At 40.1% G+C, this 21,187-nt stretch carries 1 protein-coding gene; it reads right to left on the bottom strand.

The window, feature by feature from the left end; all coding sequences use genetic code 11:
- Positions 1–28: 28 nt before the first annotated feature.
- The gene (locus tag PCY70_RS00230) at positions 29–20,638 is read right to left on the bottom strand and encodes an FN3 associated domain-containing protein (RefSeq protein ID WP_305767981.1); all 20,610 of its coding nucleotides are present in this window, start codon (positions 20,636–20,638) and stop codon (positions 29–31) included.
- Between the last annotated feature and the right edge of the window lie 549 nt (positions 20,639–21,187).

Raw genomic sequence — 21,187 nt, 5'->3', positions numbered from 1 at the left:
GGGTCTCAGCTTATCATAATTTATTATTCTAGATTCTCAACATGTTTTTTAGCTTGCCAATTAATGAGTTTTTCAAACTTTTCTTTGGTGCTATAGTTTCTACTTCCTCTTCTTGTGTTTGTATAGCAGTAATTAATTCGTCCATTCCAGGAACGTGTGCAGAAGCTATTGCAGGCTCTGCTGGTTCCTCTATTTCAGGGACTATTGGCTCCGCCATTGCAGGCTCCGTTGGCTCTGTTGGTTCCTCTAGTTCTTCGATTTCCATCTCATATTCTGGGATCTCAATAGAAGGCAATTCAAATTCAGGGAACTCAAAGTCTGGTACTTCCCATTCTTCATTTGGAGATTCTAATGCCGGAAGTTCTAGCTCAGCATCTGGGTTTTCTACATCAGGAATCTCTATTTCTGGAATCTCTATTTCTGGTAATTCAAATTCAGGCTCGTTATATCCATTATCAAACTCTATTCCTATTGTTGATTCTGTTGGAGCCATTAAGTGCCCTATAGTTGTAAAATGATTGTGGCTATATGATACTTCCCAAATTGTCATATCTTTGTCAGATTCATATACCTCGCCCTCTTCCATATACGTCTTCTGATCGGGTTCTCCGTTTTCTCCTAGTATATCCATAACTATACCATGCCACTTAGCTCCCTCTTTGAATGTTATCTCCAAATTAGGATCCATAGGATTAATAAAAGTTAAGGATCCTCCGTTAATGAAGAACAAGTTAGTATTTCCATTAATTGTAAATGATTCTGGCATAATCGCTTTACCGAGGAGATTAATTTGGTTTCTTTTCTCTCCGCTTATACTAGGTTTTACCTTGCTACTATCTAATACTTGCATTAATGTGTGCGCTTCATGGACTTCTATTGTTCCATTGTTCAAAATACTAACGCCATCGTTAATGGTAAATTCACAGTCTAATTCTAATGTGGCACCTTCTAAAACCGTAGCCTCGTGTTCTAACGCTTTATCTTTGCCTGTTAAAATTAACAATCCTCCACTCTTAGTTGCTTGCAGTAGCTCGTTGAGGTTTGAGGCTGTTTCAACTATAAGTTCTCCATAGTTGATAATAGTTTGCCCACCAGAAAATGTTCCATCATCGGTAAATTCAATTATGACGTTTTCTGGAATTGTAAGTTCTCTAGTCAGTTCGACGACATGATTTCCTATCTCAATAGTTCTTTCTTTTTTGGTAGTTCCTTCCTTTGCCACCTCGATCGCTTTGTGCAACTCTTCTTCTGTATCAGGTATTGTATCTAATTGAATAATTACATTGCCTGTTTTGGCAAGTGTTTCTGTCTCACTGCCTTTCGTTAACTCTACTGTAAAGTCATAGACACCATCAGACACGTTTTCTTTAGCTTGCTTAAAGTTGTCTATCTCGACATCTCCAACAGTTATGCCTATATTACCATACTCAGCTACATATTTTTCAACTCGAGTTTTTACCACATCTGCAATATAAGCAGATGGCGTCGCCTCTTCTTGTGTTAGAGTATAATCTTTTATTGCCAACTGCTCTGCGATATCCTGCAATGTGTTACTTGTTGACGCAAGTGCTATATCTTGATCAGTGATAAAATAGGTTCCAGTAAGAGGCTCTCCCAAAGTTTTGCCGTCTTTTTGTGCCTCCATTATAAAGTTAACTGGTCCAATAGTTACTATATTATCGTCATTATCTTCGTAGTTGGTAAGGTCCTCATTAGCCCCAGGTGTTTGCCCGCTCGCATCTCTATATGACCAAGTCCAATATTGATCTTGTGCCACGCTTTCATTAAGTTTAGTTTCTTGCCATATAAGTTTTCCAGTCTTAGAGATTTTTAGTATAACCCTATCCGCATCTGCAAATTGATCATATTTAATTTTCATCAATTGATAATTTAAAGATGCGTTTGGTTCTCCAGCTGTTTCAGGTGCTATTGCAGTAATGGTTCCGTCTTCAGTTTGTTCGAGGATAGCATCAAGAGTGCCAGTTCCGGTTTCGTTACCATCCCATTTCAATGCTGCATAAGTTGCGTTCTTTATATCGTCCTCTGTTACTGTATACTTTCTCTCGATGCTATAAATCTTGTTATCTGCAGTATCAAACGGCGTATCGTCTGTTGCTGTTGCCGTTATTTTTATTGTATAGCTACCTGGGTCCACCAATTGATCATTATCAGGTATAATCGCATCAAGGTCTGTTACTGTTCTTGCCAACAATTTTCTATATGGCCAATATAACTTAGAGTCTTGGATAGGCAATGCTCTGGCTTTACTCTCCAATGAAACCACATCTGTCCAAACTGAAGTGCCGCTAGAATTCATAATCTCTAACTTAACTTCTTTCAGTTTTGTTTGGGTTTCTCTATCAAAATTAATTTGCAACAACTGATACGGATTATTTGCATATTCGCTGTTCGGATCTGCTGTACCCGTCGCCGCTATTGTGAACGGCGTTTCCGCCCACTTGATAAATGATATATTCTCTTTATTTCTTGCAATGGCCTCTTTATATACGTCCACGGCCTCTAACAATGTTGCTCTTGTAGTTGCTAGGTCAACGGTGCCGCTCAAATCTTTTTCAGCCTGTTTTATCACATCGTCAAATGCATCATATTCGTCCTCAGTTACCCAATCTTGGTTATCAACAATGTTTGAGCTATCACTTGGTGTTGCAGATTTCAGTAGGTCTATAGCATCTGGAATAAGAGTAATTTCTAGCTCTATTTTCTGTGTTACAACTTGTAGTGAGTCGTTAAATATCTTGCGCGCTTGTTCTAATTCATGTTTTGCAAACTTTAACTCATCTTCTGTAGATCCAGGTAATGCTACGTTTTGTGCTTTGTCAATTGCTGCATTAAATGTCTCTATAATTGCTGCTGTTGCAAATTTATCATCCACTGCCAGACCGTATCCATCTTCGGAAGAGTGAGTTGCATCCTTAAACTCAATTGCCTGATTAATAGCAAGTTGTAACTCCGCTAATCCTGTAGCTGGCTTATACGTAGCTAGTATTACATCATTGTCTGTCATCATATATGAAATAGGATTTGGAATTTGATATACTACACCACCTGGCGTCTTCACTTTTAGTAAAATTTTGAGACCGGTGTTCGCTTTTACAATTTCAGTATTTGCTTCATTTTTCAGCATATTATCCAATGCCACTTTATCTATATTAAATAATGTGCCACCATTGGTTCCCATCAGCTCGCTTGCATCACGATATGGCCACAACCACTCGCTAACATTAATTTCCGGATTTTCTATCTTATCGTTCCATAGCTCTTTTCCATGCGTATCTGTTATCAAGAACTCAACGTATTCCACATCTTGATGTATCGCATAATCAATTATCATTTGCTGATACGCCAATTGCGTATTGCTAGGATCATCTTTAGAGAGTGTTCTTAGTTCGTCTTTAACAGTAATAAATGAATCGATAACTGCAGTATCAAAGTCTGTCGCATCAATTTCTGCGCTTACAGCTTTTGCTGTTTGAATTTGAGGTACTATCTTACCTTTCGCAAATTCTACATCAAACACAAATTCTCCGTTCTCGCCAGAAATATTAAATTGATCTCCTGCTTCTGCCGCGTTAAATGCGACGCTAGTTACTGTTACTGTTATATCTCCATTTATAACTTCTGGTAGAGCTTCTATCACTGCTTTCACTTTCGCTATAGCTTCGTCTTTGGTATTTTCATTTTCTTGCGTTAAACCAAAGTCTATTGTGCTCACTTGAGCTACCAAAGCTCTTAATTCTTCATTATACGCATCCATTTCTGGAGAATATAACGCATCAGTAACATTCTTATCTTTTATTGTGTAACTATCTTTGAGAATTTGAGATCCTCCGTCGCTTTCTACGGTAATTCTCACTTCTATCAATGAACCTGCAGGGATCAAACTTTCGTTGGTGTTTGTATAATCATTCACGTTAGGACTCACATTACCAAGCGAGTCTCTTCCATCACGCACTGGCCATACCCATTCAGTAGGCAATAGCGATCTCGCTCCATTTGCTTGTGCATCTGTCCAAATTATTCCAGGAGCAATATCTTCGTGTCCTGCAGGTGTAGAGATCAACTCAATTTCGAGCGAACGTTTAGTCCATGCACCCAAATGCTCATAATTGATCTCTATTGCATCATAACTACTATCAGCATAAGAACCATTAGCCGGTACATCATAGAGTACATTTTCTATAGATGCCGCCAATGAATCATCTCTCCACGCAACGAAATTAGATATATCAAATTCGTTTGCTTGAATTTCGGCAGTTTGCGTTGTTTTTCCGGTCTCCGTAATAGTACTTCCTACCATTTCAAATGCTATATCAAAAGTATATGAACCATTAACCCCAAATTGATTATTTGGAGTTCCTGTTGTTGCTGCAACAAAACTTCCAGGCTCGGTGCTTGTTGTTACTACCGCTGTTACTCCATTGGTTAATCCACTCATAATCACTTGAACTTTTTTGTCTATTTCCACTAGAGCATCTTCGGCTGTTGAAGCTTCGTCCTGAGTTAATTTAAAGTCGCCTCTCTTCACTGCCTCTGCGATTTGTGCAATTGCTTCGTTGATATACTGCTCTTCTAAAGATCCAGCAATAGGAGATAGCGTAATAGTCGTACCCTCGTTAATTATCACTTTTGCAAAATCCTTTGCAGTAACAGTCGCGAAAATATATTTGCCTTTATCCGCATCAACAAGTGGATATGTCGCATCGGTATTTGCTAGGTTGCTATCATCTGACCCACCTACATTATCATTAGATGATCGTCCCCACTTATACGTTAAATCATTTGCAGAAGGCTTAAATACAGTTCCTGTATTACTTCCCGAATTGGTGTTATCAATTACATTAACACTGAGAGTGTGCCCCAACATAGGCGCTCCGGTTCCGTTTGTTTCTATCGTAATGCCATTAATTACGGCAGGGTACGTACCTGATCCTGTCAACTGATTACCAGTGATCTTGATAGGTGCAGTTGGGGTAAGTGTTCCAGTAATACCAATTGTTCCGTCGTTGGTAATATTTGAAGCTGTGGAAACTTTGCCTCCCGAAGCAATAGTAAATGCACCTGTGTTGACAATCTCTGCAGTTATAGCGTCGCCAACCACTGTAAATGAGCCGTTGTTGGTAAGCAACTTGCTAGTTACTAGATCAGCCACCTCAATAGATCCTTCATTTACAATTGTGCCCGCAGTAGTGTCCAACTTAGAATCTATTCTTGCTCCAAGGTTATTAACAATTCCTCCGCTCGCATCCATTCCTGCATTTGCGGTTATTGGTCCACTGTTTGTCAGCGATCCTGTTACTGTTATTTTTCCATTTGCAATCAAGTCGTCTGTATTTATAATTTTTGCACGAGCCTCTAAAACATCTGTCTTCATTGTTCCGTCATTAGTAATATCTCCAATTACAGTAGTAACAGATGAACCATCAGTGCGAGCGGTAAAGTCTGCGTCTTTTGTATTGTCAAATCCTGCCGCACTAAAACTATGAACAATCATCAACTTATCGTTTGTAGCATGACCATTGATTACTGTATCTCCAGAAGTAAAGCTAGCGAAAGAACCAACGTTTTCAAATGTAGACTCACCTTTAAAGCTTTTTGATGTCATTGTGCCTTCGTTATAAGTATCGTTACTAACAGACACGTGCCCCTCAGGAACTCTAATTGTGTTGAAGTTGGTAATGGATGTAGCTTTTAGGTCACCTGTTATGCTAATGTCACCATTGTTGTTATTAGTTAACGCTCCAGCATCAAAACCGTCACCCGCATTGATTGTTTTGTCGTTTGTTACAGATGTTATAACTGTTATTTTTCCAGTAGAACTAAATGAACCTTTGTTCTCAATGATATTAGCCGCTGTTGTGCCGCCTTCTGTTCTAAATGTCGCCGCATTGATAATGGTACCGGTTTTTGCGTCTACATCGCCTTTAACCAACAATGTACCAGAATTGTTATCAATATCTTTTGCTTCTACTTCAGCCACTGTAAATTCATTACTATTTACTATTTTTGTTGTACGCGCTTTTCCTATAGCAGATAGCTTACCGCTGTTATTAATTTCTTGGTATGCTTCCACAATTCCTGTCGCATTGAGAACTCCACTGTTGATAAGCTCGCCATCTGCTGCCGTTACCACGATATCTGTTCCGGTCATTGTTCCTTGATTCTCTAGATTACTGCCAGTAATGCGTGCCTTATCAACAAAGGTTATGGTTCCGGCGTTGGTCACAGACGCGATATCTCCGTTACCAGATAATGTCAATTTCTGATTTTCTCTAACTACAATATCACCTATTGTATCATTAACTTCGCCCTCTACATCGAATCCTCTTCCAAGAGCATCTAACAACTCGCTCGCTTGCGCAACCTTTACAAAGATTTTAGCACCGTTATCTACTACCGATGCATCGGCTTCAAAGTTTTCGTAGTCACCGAGAGATTCCACATGGTATCCCTTATATGCAGGGTTGGCTCTAAACGCTGTGTTTGCCAAAATCTTAACAACGCCTCCGTTTGCTTTTGCCGCCACTGTGTCGCCAATAAACATTGTTTCGCCTTTGATTGTTAATCCACCTTGAGTTACATCGAGGGTTTTCGTAAATTCTGCTGTGATTCCATCCAATGTTAGTGTACCGATCGCATTTTCCATGTTAGCCAATGCTTTGTTTGTTGTCATATCGGTTCCTGTAAATGTCAAGTTATAGTTGCCAACGCTAAATATAGCATCTGCAGTTTTGTTGGTGATCGCGCCTCCGGTTACAGATATATCCTCGCCATCTTTTGGTGTAAGCATTTCGAGAAGCGTAATCTCTTCTGTTAAAATTATGTCGCCACCAATTTTTTCAAATACAGTCACAAAACTCAACGCATTTCCAACCGTAATTGTAATTCCGTCTACTTTCGTAATTTCCACATCGTCTGCTATTAGCAATGTTACGTGAGATGGGAACACCAGGCTTTCTTCTATTTCAAAATCTGCGACACAAGTGATCGTTGCGCTTTGAGATGGATCTGGATATCGATTTAACGCCTCTTTTAATTCTACGAAAGTCGAAACATCTGCCTTTGCGACAACATCGACAGTAATTGTAATGTCTCCTGAGTTTATATAATACTCCTCTGGGATATTGGCTGTATATACAAACTGACCTTGGTTATCGTCTGTAAAATCGTTTAGGTTAGGTGACCAAGTGATATTTTCAATAGTAATCGCATTGCCTGCTGGATCTTCTCCATTAAATACCATTGGTAAGTTAGGCTGCCCTTGATTTCCTGCCGAACTATCAACCGGAATGATTTGTTGCGCTTCATAGCTTCCTGGTAAAATGCGATCTACCATAATTTGGTTAAGCCAGTTATATATCACTTTAGGGTTAGTAGTTGCAATATCCCCGGTGCATTGGAACGTCTTGTTTCCTATCGCCGCGTCTATGGTGTTGATATCTTCTAGCAATACGCCATAGTTGTTGGTTTCGTCTTGCCAGTTCGCATTAATTGTAGTATTAGACATCTCAACGCTCGCTGTAGTTCCTTTAATAGATATTGCCGCAGAATCGTCGTCGTCATAGTTCTCATCTTGGGTAAATATTACGTTGTTAATTTCCCATACTGCAGAGTCTTGAGTTGCGATCGCATGTTTTGTGTATCCTGTAATCTCAATATTTTCGATGGTAACTCGTGCCGCGCTATTGCTAGTGACTTGCGCACCGTTCGTTAAAACTAGCTTCTGGTCATTGGTTGTGGTAAGAGTACCGCTCTTCTCAATTTTTAATTCAGAATTCAATGTAATTTCGGTGCCTATGCTTGTTTTTCCACCAATAGCGTTCATAACATATCGGAAGTTTTCTTCGTCATGAACTTCTATAGTGCCGGCCTGATTTATCGCCGCACCATAATTTAATCTCAAACTAGTTCCGTCTGGAATAACAAGCGTTACCTTTTCACCAATATTTACGCCTTGATTCAATACGATATTTGCGCCCTCGCCAATAGTTACTGTGTTTGCATGATCCTTGATGTTTGCTTCTTTGAGTGCTGCTATAAGCTTTTCTGCCGTATCGATTTTCTTATCTGGTGCTTCGATATTTGCAGTCAACGTTGATGTAGTTTTTGATACGCCACCTTTTTCTATTGTAACGGTAAATTGATACTTACCATCCACTCCGTTGGTGTTCTCTGGTACTTCATCCCATGTTGGTGCTTTCTCAAAGTTAACTCCATTTACAGTAACTACCATTTCCATATTTTGTACATTTAAGAACAACGTAATTGCATCCAAAACTTGCTTATGTGCAATCTCCTCTGTTGTGTGTACATCATAAGTCAAACCATAAAACTCTGGTAATTTTGCTTCCACTTCTTTTATCGCATTATCCACGATTTCTTGGTCGGCGGCAGTTGCGGTGACAAGTCCTGTAGATCCCGAAATAAATTGTGCCGGAACCGTAGTTTGCTCATCTTTCGATTTTACTTGCAAGAATAAATATTTGCCGATGTCCTCAACTGTTACCGTATATACGCTTGTTTTTGCCGAGTCGGTTTCAATCGCTACTGCCCCAGCTGGAATAACACTGTCTGATCCTGCTGTTGATTGCACATCAGATCTATACCACTGATACTCTACATCCACTCTCATATTTTCTTCTGTTGTAAGTTGCGCTGTCAAGATATCGCCTACGCTGGCATTGCCGATTGCAGGTACATCAGTTGTGATCGCAATATCCACGGCCTCTATTTTAACCGGCTCCACTGTAATTTTCAAATTAGGAATCGTCACGCCCTCTGCAAATCCAAAGTTCGGGTTAGATAACGTTGCCACAGCTTCTAATTCGCCTGTTGTTGCGGTGTTGTCACTCAAAAGAGTCCATTCTACCGGCACAGTTGTAGTTGATGTCACGCCTGTATCGACATGTCTTGTTTTCACTTCTAATGTTTGCGGAAGTTTTGCTTTGATTTGATCTGTGCTATAACCCACAAGAACTTTTACATCTGGTACGGTCACTTCTGTTATGATATTGCTCGCTATTACGCCCACTGCTGTAGTTTGTGAATCGCTGTATGCTTCGCCTGTGTTGACAGCCCCACCATTTCGGAGCAAAATCTTAATGTCATAGGTTTTGGTTCTAGACGAAGATCTGGCTTGCTCTTTTGCCAATACTTCTATTTCAACATCTTCTGTCGTAGGGTAGTTTTTCAAAATTTCTTTGGCTTGCATTTTGATATCTTCAACAACATTTGTGGCATTAGGGCTAATGGTAAATGGTTTGGTTAGGTTTGCTGCTGCTACTCTTACTGCGTCCGCATTTTCAGACTTAAATGCCTTATATTCAAATTCGTCTGTATTTGCCGGTACAGTATATTCTTGGTCTACTATAGTTGTTCCGTTTGGCCCTTCCGCCGTTAAAACCACTGTTACTTTGTCATAAGGATTTAACAAATATTTTCCATTGTTAACCTCTTGAACTATCGCACCCATCGCCATCTCGGTTGCCCCGTCCATAGACCCCGCGAAGAACGGCATAACGCTGCTCGCATCTCTTAGCGGCCACTGCCAGCTTGCGGTCTCACTAGCAGTCAACTCATCTTCGGAAAGTCTCCAGATAGCTAGACCGTTTTTGGTTACAAGTATATCGACGCTTGTTACCGCTTCGCCCAATCTATAATTTACTTGGGTTACGTTGTAATTAGTTCCTGGATAATCGCTGCCTGCTGGTACAACAGTAAACGCCTCTGCCGCGAACGCAATGTCCATCTTACCAAATTCTTTTGCCTCTGTATCAAATTTTTCTTGATCAGCTGTAAGAGTCTCTATCGCCGTTGCAATTTCTTCTGTCGTTGCATACTCATTATCTATAACCGCCTGAGCTGCTGCAATGTTTGCGGCCAACGCATCTTTTTCTGCTTGATCAACCCACTGATCTTTAACGAATACGTCCACTCCGCCACGATCACTCAAAATAGTTTCGTCTAAGTTTTTCTGAACCTCGGCTATCAATGCCGATAATCCTGTCTTATCAGTTTTGGTAAATAGCTGAGTTGCCTCTGTAGATTTTACGCCTGCTTTGTCATATGCCACGGCCTTAATAGTGGTGGTTTCGGTAAGTGTTACAGTTTGATTTGTAGTATATCCTGTTAGCGTATCGTCTGGTATTGCGTTATTTGTTGTGTAATACATGGTGGTATTCTCAGGTACTACTATCTCAACAGTCATGTCTGTATCAAACGCACCAGTTTCTGGAATAAATGTAGGTGCAGCAACAATAGCGCCCTTATATGTCGCATTGTCAAAATCAGATTGCGTAATAGTATAGGTACCAGTAAGAATGTGTTTTTCGTTTGTATCGGTGGTAACAGTAACTTTGATACCCACTTCTGTTCCTACATCTAGCAACGTATCGTTACTACCTGTAATAGAAGACGTATCGATATTGTCCAATGTTCCGTCTACCATAATACTAGATCCGTCGCGATATGGCCATAAACACGCATCTGGTGCAAGTGTTCTCGCGGAAACTGGTTCAAATTTATCTTTCCAAATTGTTTTTTCGCCTTGCGTAATTTCTAATTCTGCAAAGTCATATGCATCTGTTCTAGAGAAGTTGATCGACATTTCTTGATATCCCTCTAGTGTCGTACCCGTCGTAATAGTTCCGCCCGCAGACTGAGTCAATACCGCATCTACGCTAGGCTCTCCGCCTTTCCATTTTACAAATAAGTCAGAATCATACGGACTTGCTGTAATCACAGATTCAAGCGCGGCGGTTTCGCCAGCTGTTGCAGTTACTGTTGCTGTTGAGTCATCTAGTTTAAGAGTTTCTCTTCCAAGCGTTACGCTATACGTAAATTTACCGTCTGTTCCAACTGTGTTGTTTGGCATACCAGCTATCGCAGGATTGAAGTCTTTCTCTGTAACTGTTACGTTGATTTTGTCTAGGAACGCTATACCTGCGTCCTCTAACATTTTGGTAATTGCGTTTTTCACAACTGCTGATGCTTGAGTTACATCTGCAGATTCTGCTTGAGTAAGCGGTATGCTAAATGTTCCCGCCGTAACAGCGTCTTCTATCACTTTCTTAGCAGCATCGACCTTCGCTTGGTCTGCCGCTTCTTGGTCAAATCTTGTTGCGATAATCTTCGCTGTTTGCTTTTCTGTTGTTGCCGTAGTTTTAACATTGGCTATGCTAAGAGTAGTTGTGTATTGATAGCTTCCGTCTGTACCGAGATTGGCAGTTTGTGTATCGCCACCTATAATATCCACATCTTCACCAGCCACCGCTGCAACAAAGTCTGTCGCAGACCCTCTCACAATAACTGCAATGTTGGTTATGCTTTTAGTTGCCAAGTAATCTAAAATTGCTTTTTGTATAGTCGCGCTAGCAGTGCCTGTAGTTTCTGCATCTACTTGCTTTATCTCAAATGTCTTTGTATTGATCAAGTTTTCCGCCTCCGTCAAATTTTTCTGCTCAGGGCTAATAATATTTGTAACTTCATAGGATTTGCTTCCAATGTTTCCTTCATCATCTTTCACATAAATAGTATAAGTCTTATTTTCGTTCACTACAAATTCGTTGAAGTCTTGCCATGTTGCCTGTTCATCTATACTGTATTTTAGATTGACATCGAGTATATCGTCTCCTGTCACATTAACAGCGATGGCAGCTTCTTCAGAATCATTGATTAAAGTATGAGAAATGTCAAATTCAGGAGCTTCGGTATCTACATAATGATTTGCTTCAATAGGCGCTGTAATTTCTTTGGTATCTACCGATTGATCACCCTTAGATATCTTAACAGTAAATTTATAGCTACCATCTGTACCCTCTATATCGTCCCATACACCAGTTATTGCCTCCACAAACTCGATCTCTGTAATTTCGCAAACAAGACCTTTACCCACTTCAGCTCCCAAGCTGTCTATTACACCTTGTATAAGCTCATTTGCTTTTGCGTGAATTAGCAATTTAGCTTTTGCGGCAGTGCTTGCAGCGTCTTGCGCTAATACAGCGGCAAATGCATTTTCGGCCTCCACAGCTACTCGTGCCTGCTCGATTTTTTCAGCTGCAGTTATAATACCAGTTATCTGAATATTCGTTCTCTGATCAGATAGATTTTCATCAGAGTCTTTAACTACAAGAACGTATGCGCCGTTGTCTGTGATATTCAACTTGTTTGAATTGCCCCAAGTGACTCCGCCGTCTAAGCTATATTGTAATCCAGCTTCTCCAGCATCTGCGCCAGTCACTGTTATTGTTATTGTTTGCGTTTCTTTATCTGCGCTTAATCCAGTCGCGTCATTACCAGCCACTGTATACGTAGGCCCCTCTGTATCAACATATTCATTCGCATCGATAACCGCAGACAACTCCTTGGTCGAAGTAAGCTCTCTTCCGCCTCGTGTTACATCTACAGTAAACGAATAATTTCCGTTAGTACCCGCAGTGTTATCATACGTTCCAGTTTGTGCTTCTACAAATTTTTCTGCAACATCTTTTACAACCGCTTCTATTTCAGTTGCAGATGCGGACAATGTTCTTATGATAGCGTTGTTGATTTCGTTCTGTACTTCTACTCGCGCTTTATCAATTTCGTTATGCGAATCTTGATTTAACTTGTAGGTGCTAACAGCCATATTTTCAATGATATTAATCGTGGCTTTGATCGCAGCTTTATCTTGCCCCTCTTGATCAAACTTGTATGATAGAATCGTTGCGAATATAGTTCTTCCGTCATTAATTTTGGCAGATTCTGTACCGCTGCTAACAACAAGCGTAAAGTCATAATTACCAGGTGCACCATCTGCGTCACCGTCAAAACCAGCTGTTGCCTGATTAAAGGTTTCCTTAGTAATCGTAATATCTACTTCAATCTCGCCCAATAGATTTTTGATTTGGGCCATAATATCGTCATGAGCAGTCTGTTCTGTATCTGCTGCAGTTTTTTGTTGTATTACAAATGAATTGGTTTCGAGATACTTATTTAAGAGATCTCGTGCTTCAGCCACGCTATCTGCTGCAGTATAAGGAGTTGCGATAATCTGAGGTACAATATTTCGGCTATCTTCTGATTGAGTACCTCTAGACAATGTGGCGGTGAATGAGTAACTACCGTTAACGCCAAGGTTATCATTTACATCGCCCGCTGTACCCGCTTTAGCTTCTGTATATAAAATTTCATTTATGGTCACAGCTACGTTGGTGCCTAGGCTATTCATCAAATCTTCCATTGTTTTTGTTACCGCGGCCTTTGTAGTCGCCGCATCTACATGAGTTTCTTGATTTAATCCAAAGTAAGTATCAATATCTGTAATAGCTTCGATTGCTTGTAATGCCTCGGTAATTTTTTCTTGGTCAAATTTAACTTGATCAAATGGAATAGGATTAATAACAATAGTTTGCTTATTGCTTACTAGAGTAGTTGAGCCCACTGTTACTGTTACAGTAAAGTCATATTGACCTGGAATACCCGCGTTGTCATTTCCAGACGGTGCTGGAATACTGTTTATATCGACTCCTTCTTTTGCTGGAGCATAATATCCGTCAGGTTGAATTACAAAACTGTCTACCGAATGAGCTGCAATGATTTTTTCGATTTCTGTTTCTAGATGAGCTATAACATCTAATTTGGCCGCCGCATCGTCTGTAGGATTAGTTTGTAGAACTGCATCGATAACTGCCGCGTTGATCGCATCTATCGCTTCTTGCGCTCTGTCGTCACTAGAATATTCTAACGCCTTAACCGGAGCCGAAATCATTTTTGTAGTTCCCGTCGCTGTTCCGCGTTCTATCTCAACCGTAAAGTTATATGCGCCATCCACTCCTGCAACGTTGTCTAACGTACCTTTTTGAGCCTCAACGTATGGATTTTCTGTGTCATCTACTACCGTTAACTTCAATTCTGGAGCCGCATACAAAGCGATCAAACGCATATTCATACCCGCAATAACTTCTTCAACTTTTGCACGTGCCAATGTCACATCGCCATGATCAACTTGAGTTAATCCATAATCAGCCAGTGGAAGTTCTTCGATAGCGGCTTGGGCATCGTTAACTTCTTGTTTGTCTGCAGCAGCTTGGTCGAATTGATATGCAATAATATCCACGGATTTGCCAGTTATGACATCGCTTATTGTATCATTCAATCTTGCAACAATATTGACTACAAACGAATAGCTACCATTTTCTCCTATATATCCATCCGCACCAGGCTTGGCTTCCTTATATTCAGTTTTAACAACTGTTGGTTCAACGCCATTCATGTGTTTTGTTTCAAGAAGTATCTCGACTTGTTTTTGAAGATTTTCAGTTGCAGTAATTTCTGTTACATCAGATCCATCCGCTTCTAATTGTCTGATAGCCGTAAACACATGATCTGTGATTAAGTTTTTCGCATCAGCGATTTCTTGCTCTGGTGCATATGACGCGGCCTTAACTATCGCTCTCTTGTCTCCACTTGTTGAGTTATAGTCACCTCTCGTTAAAGTAACTCGATAATCAACGTAACCGTCAGCGCCTTCAGTAGAGCCCGGAGTTCCCGATACTGCAGCTTCAAAAGCAATCACCTCGACAGAAATAATGATTGGAGCCTCAAAGCCAGGAAAATCTGCTAACTTACCTTTAATAGTTTCTGCTGCCTCTGTTTCGTTTGCAGCATCAAACTGGCTAATCGATTCTAAAATTCCATCATTAACTTTTGTAATAGCAAGATCTACAAGTTCCTTATCCGCAGCTGCCTGATCAAACTTTTGTGATAGAATATTAATCATATAATCTTTAGTAGTCGCAGTAATGCTAGAATCAGTTTTGGCAGATACAGTTACAGTAAAGCTAAGTGATCCATCGGTACCGTTTGCTGTTTGATCCGCACCTGCAACAGCTGGTGTATATGTGCCGCCATTAATAGTTGCGTCCACATCGTCAATTCCTGCAGCCAAAAGCATTTGATCCACTTGTGCCTTAACACCCGCCATCGATGTGTCTTTGGAATTGTTTTCGTTGTTTTCTACATTTTGTTGAAGAGCGACAAATGATGCATCATCTATTGCTTTATTGATCAAATCTTTGGCTTCGGTAACTTCTTCTTCTATAGTATAAACAGTTGCTGTAATTATGGCAGGAGTTACGAGAGTATCGGTTGCAGTTTCGCGAGCCAATGTTACAGTATAATTTAATACGCCATCGGTACCGGCATTGTTAGGAGCTGTTCCGGTCTGTGCTGGAGTGAAGTCAGCTGTAGTTGCGGAGACAGTTGCAGTTAATTTCAATACATCTTTAACGCCTTCTATTTCGTTAACTTTCGCTTGTACTGCAACTACAGCCGCCTCTACAGTTTCTGCCTCAGCTTGCAAGACAGTTATTTCGGCCGCAGTAATAGCGTCTTTGGCAATCGCTAGGAGTCGTAAATCTTCTGCCTCTTGATCAAATTTTTCTGCTGTTATAACAACAGTCGCAGTCTCGGTTGTTTGAGATGGGATAGTGTTATCTTTGGCTTCCAGCGTTACAGTAAATTTAAAGTGTCCGTTTCTACCTTCAATATCTAAGTCCTTACCTGCAGTTGCTCGATTAAATTCGCCTGGATTAATTACAACATTAAGCGAATCAATATTGGCATCGGCAAGCAGTTGTTCCACTTGGGTCTTCATGCTTTTTGCAGCTTCTTCGGCAGAATCGTTTTGTCCAGTTGCCACCACCTGATCGATCGGAGTAAATCCGTCACTTGTAATCAGACCTTGGAGCATTGCCATCGCATCGGCCATTTCTTTTTCTACAGTATATTTAGTCGATTCTATAACTGCCGTTTTCTCAACGTTTTCAGTTGCAGTACCGCGAACAATCGATACAGTAAAGTCTAGCGATCCGTCTGCTCCATTTGGATTTGCCGTATCACCTTTTGTAGCCGCAGTAAATCCGTCCGCTGTTGCGGTAACAGTTACGACTAGATTTTTAACACCTTTAACATTTTCTAGCTCATCAATTTTTGCCTGAACTGCGGCAATGGCCGCGTCTAGAGTTTCCGCATCCTTTTGCTCAACAATTATATCAGCACCCTCGATTGCAGCTTTGGCAGCAGCAGCAAGTTTTTTATCCTCAACTTCTTGGTCAAACAATGTTGCAATGATAGGCACATTAATTTCGGCAGTTTGGTCGGTTGAAACAGTAACTCCATCGTCAGCAGTTTTAGATAACGCAACAGTAAATTTATACGAACCATTAGTACCGTTTGGTGTTCCATCTGTTCCTTCGATAGCTGCAACAAAATCGACCTGATTAATTACCGGAGTAACACCCGTAATATCAGAGGTTGGTACAACAATATTGTTTGCTTGTTCCAATATATTTGCTTTGGCCTGTTCTTCAGTTTCGTTATCTGCCTGAGCAAGAGATTTAAACGCGCTAGGAGCTTCGAGGCGAGATTTTGCATCTGCAACAGCCACATCTGCCGTATAAGGGTTCGCACCAGTTTGAATGCTAGCCTCAAACTTAACTAGTGCCGAATTGAGAGCAACGCTGGCAGAGTTAATTTCCTCTTGAGTCGCATCTGAATTATCTGCCACTGCTTGCGCCTCTGCAATAGCATTTTGGAGAGCAGTCTGAGTTGCTTTACTGATATACTTAAAGCCTTTGTCTACATTATTTACTGGATCATCTATTATAGAATACAAATTGACGATCTCATTTGCATGAGCAATAATTGTATTGAGCTCTGTAAAGTCTACAGTTTGCGCAACAGCAATTTGAATTGCAGATTTAAATGTGCTTACAGCCTGATTGAGTTTTACTATTAAAGCATCGATAACAGCTTGATCCGATACTTTTGCAGGATTTTGAATCCAAACATTTGCCTGTTCTATTACATCATTTAGGGCATTGATATGGCTTACTGCAACATACTTAGTTCCTTCTGCCAAATAGGCTCCATCGTTGCTTGCCACAATACCTGTTTTGGCATCGTTAGCAAGATCAACCGCAGCTTTTAATTCTGTAACATCAGCGGCAACGGAGCCAAGTTTTTTCGCATCTTCAAAAGTTACAATAGCGGCATTAAGTTTGTTAGTAAGATTGGTTATTGCACTAGATTGGCTTGTGCTTGGAGCAGTGGCGATCAGTTTTTCTGCTTCATCAATTACCGCATCCAAAGCATCGACGTGTGCTTGCGTTACATAATATTCGTCAGCTGGAACTGTACTGCCGTCTTCGGAAATAATAGCAGCAAGCTTAGCTGCCTTCGCCTTGTCGATAGCAGTTTGTAGAGTTTTTGTATTTGCAGTAGAAGCTTTGGTACCCACCTTGATGCTATCCTTATATACTACGATTTCTATTTGCAATTTTGCAGTAAGCGCATCAGCATCAGCTTGGCTAACAGAATCAGCTGCCATAAGATCTCTAGCCTGAGCAAGTAGAGAAGTCAAGGCATCTGCTCTTTCGGAAGTTACAAATTTAACACCTTTAGCGACTTTTGCTGGATCAGTTTGATCAATTACAGAAACGCCAACGCTGGCTCCGATGGCCCAATTCATAGCATTTTCTAAGCCGACAAGATCAGTAGCTTTGGTACCGACTTGTGTTGCTTCATTGTATTTTGCAGACGCATCATTTAGATTTTTCATAGCCTGATCGATTTGATCTTGATTTTTAGATTCGAGAGCTTTTTTGGCCTGATCAATAGCTTCATCAAGAGCTTCTTTTTCGTGAGCTGGAACAAAGATTACACCTTTATCATATTGATTTGGATTTGTAGACGCACCAGGGGCAAGAACTACAACATCGTCATTGCTAGCCAAATCTTCTGCATTTTTGAGTATAGCATCGAGACCAGCCGTACTAGCAGGCATGGTTCCGGTTTGGCTATTTGCATGTGCAACAAATGAGTCAATAGCATTCTTTAATTCGAGAGCCAAAGCATCGACCATAGATTGATCCGTACTAGCCGGGCCAGATGCAATCAATTTTTGTGACTCAACGATTAGAATGTTTAGCTCTGCAAGCTGAGAAGCAGTGACATACTTTTTGCCTTGTGCCACGAGATCCGCAGAGTCAGCAACAGTAACGCCAAGTTTTGCGTCATTGGCATCAGCTAACGCATCGCGCAACTGTGTGAGATCCGCAACCTTGAGACCAACTTCGATCGCATCGTTAAAATCTTTAATAGCCTGGCTTAATTCTTTTTCAACTTGAACACGAGAATTTCCGTTACTCTCTGTACTATCTACTTCTGCTTGAGCTTTGGCAATAGCCGCGTTAAGCGCATCGAGAACATCTTGTGGCACAAACTTAGTACCCTTAGCCATATCATCAGCTGCAGTACCGACAGCGATACCTTTCTTAGCATCCTCGGCTTTTGCGATAACAGTGCTGAGATATGGTTTATTTACAGAAGTAATAGTACCAGCCTTCGCTGCAGCATCGAAATCAGCTATAGCCGCGTTCAAATCTACAATTGCTTGATCGATAGTTTCTTGACTTGAATCACCAACAACGTTTCCGGAGCTATAAGATGCCAATATGTCGTTAAGAATTTTTTCAGCAACAAAAACAGAAGCCTTAAAATTATCCATTTCGGCTTGGCTAACAAATTTTTTATCTTGATGAACTTCATCAGCGCTTTCCGAAACCAAGGTGTCGTTCATTTTGGCAAGAGCGTTCGCAATTGCGGTTTCGAGAGCTGCCGTATCAAGCATAATTTTAGGATATACAGTAATAGTCTTGCTTGGATTACCAGCAACAGTTTTGCTATAAGCCACAACATAAATTTCATACTCTGTAATAGGATCTAAATTGTTAAGAGTCGCGCTGCCAATGGAACCCTGTACAGAAGAGAAGTTTGACAAGCTGTTAACTGGGCGATAAAAGACTCTAGTGTGAGTAGCCTTGTTAGTGTCATAAGTGAGTTTAATCTCACCATTTTTATCGACGTGTGCCACGACGTTAGCCGGCGATGCGGGTGCAACACTTTGGCTATCGAGAATAACAGTTGTCTGCGCTTCCGCCGATGCCTCACCATTAGTTTTAGCAACAACAGAAATAGTATACTCACCATCTGCTAGATCTGTAATAATAATTCCCTCAGCTGAATATGGCGTATTAATAGTTTTAGATACTCCATTAATTGTATATGTTAAATCATAAGAAGTTGCGGCCTGAACTTGGTCAAACGTTACCTTAATGCCACCATCAAGAGCTTTCGCGTTTAAATTGGTTGGGGTTTCTAGAGCCGCGGCACCTAAAGTATACGCAACATCAGACTCCCATAGAGGACCTTCGTTGTCATCTTCGACAGCTTGAACAGCAACAAAATAGCCGACACCCGCATCGAGGTCAGAAAGTTTAGCCTGCGCTTCGTCTACAAGTATAGACTTTGTATATTTTCCTTTTTCTATTCCATAAGATACTTTATATTCTGGCCATCCGGTATCATCCCAAGTAACAGCAAGACTATTTGCATTTTCAGTAATCTTAACTCCTTCGATATGTTCGGAGAACACTTCAGATTCAGTTGCAAATAAGTTTAGTTTAATATTGAAGATAGATACGGTTGACTGACCATCAGCATCAGTAATAACGACAGTTACCTTTACAACAACTCCATCTAAATCTGGAATAGGTATCTTTATAGTAGATACAGCCTTAACAGGAGTAGAAATCGCTCGAGCCATTGAAGTATTATCAAACGGAATTTCTAACTGCTTGGTTTCGTCACCATCTTTATAATCTACTACTATGTAACCTTTTTTTGGCTGATTATTCATAGGAGCAGTAATGGCAACTTCCTTGATAGCATCAGTTGAGTTTACGGCAATAGGTATAGAAATCGTGTGATCTTGATCGATTTTGCCCGCAGTTTCGATAACCACCTCTGTTGTGTTATTAACATCTAGCAAATCGTCAGGAGTACCACCGCGTACTATAGCTCCAAGAGTTCCTTCAATTTTTTCGACCTGTATAACCTTATTAGTAAAACCGTTTTCTACAATATCAGATTTATCTTCTTCCTGATCGTTAGACCCCCAAAAAGCAAAGGCGAGATCTCTAATATCTAACTTGCCATCGTGAGTTACATCCAGCTCTTTTTTATTAGCATCTGTAGTCAAGCCCTGTACAATATTTTCTCTATCAGCTTGATCTACTGATCCAGAACCGTCAACATCACCCGCAGTAAAAGAGCCATCGCCTGTTCCAATAATCACCAATTTATTATAATCAGTTATTTCTATGTTCTTTGCGGTATAAGTTTTATAACCCGCAGATTCGAGAGTAACATTGTATTCGGTTGAAGCCAACCCTGATACTGCAATAGTCAAGTCATCTAACCCCAACGTTAAATTGGCTATAATATTCTTGGATTCGCTATTACTATACCCCTCAAATTCTGGATAAAACCCGTGTGGATCTACATGTATGATCACCTTTTTTGAAGAATTATTCGCAGCTGTAATAGTTAGAGTTCCAGACCAGTTTTCTGGGTCGATTTTATAGTCAAAGTTTATTTTAACGTCCAAGTTACCCACGTTATCTGTGATAGTAGATATATTATTCATTTCATTTAAACTAGTTATATGCGCATATGTTGGAATGTTTAGTGTGATAGTTGCGGTGGCCAACAAAAACGCGAGCCTTTTGTGTAATTTCATCTTAGTCCTCCCTAAAATTTTAATAAAAAACTATTACAATTGTTGGATACATTATCCTAATCTCCATCTCCTGTCAATTATACTATACCCCCCTTACCTAGTCAATATTGCTTTCTGAAATATATATCGGTAATATTTGTATTTTGCTTAAAAAATTCGAAAAATTGTAATAATAATGTTGTTGCTTTTTAACATAAAAAATAAATTAATTTAAGTACCTCGACATTATGTCTAATGAAATATGGAAAATAAATGTTTCTACCAGTGTATTACGGTTTATTAAAAAAATGACTTCTTATTAAAAAACTTTGACACTACACACATATGATTGCAACAGGTTATCTTATTACAACTTTACTATAGAATTTCAAATTTTAATTTGTCCATTACGCTAGTTGCATAGAACTATATAGAAAAAATAAAAAATAGACCAACTCTATATAATGAGAGAATTAGTCTGCTTTGAATTATTTTTATATGATATGAATCAAATTTTTAAAATTGGTTAAGCTGTCAATTATACTATACCCCCCTTACCTAGTCAATATT

The sequence above is a fragment of the Candidatus Epulonipiscium viviparus genome, assembly GCF_030708075.1.
Lineage (GTDB): Bacteria > Bacillota > Clostridia > Lachnospirales > Cellulosilyticaceae > Epulonipiscioides > Epulonipiscioides viviparus.
Note: the sequence above shows the minus strand (reverse complement) of the source record. Positions and strands in the feature narration are given on the sequence as shown.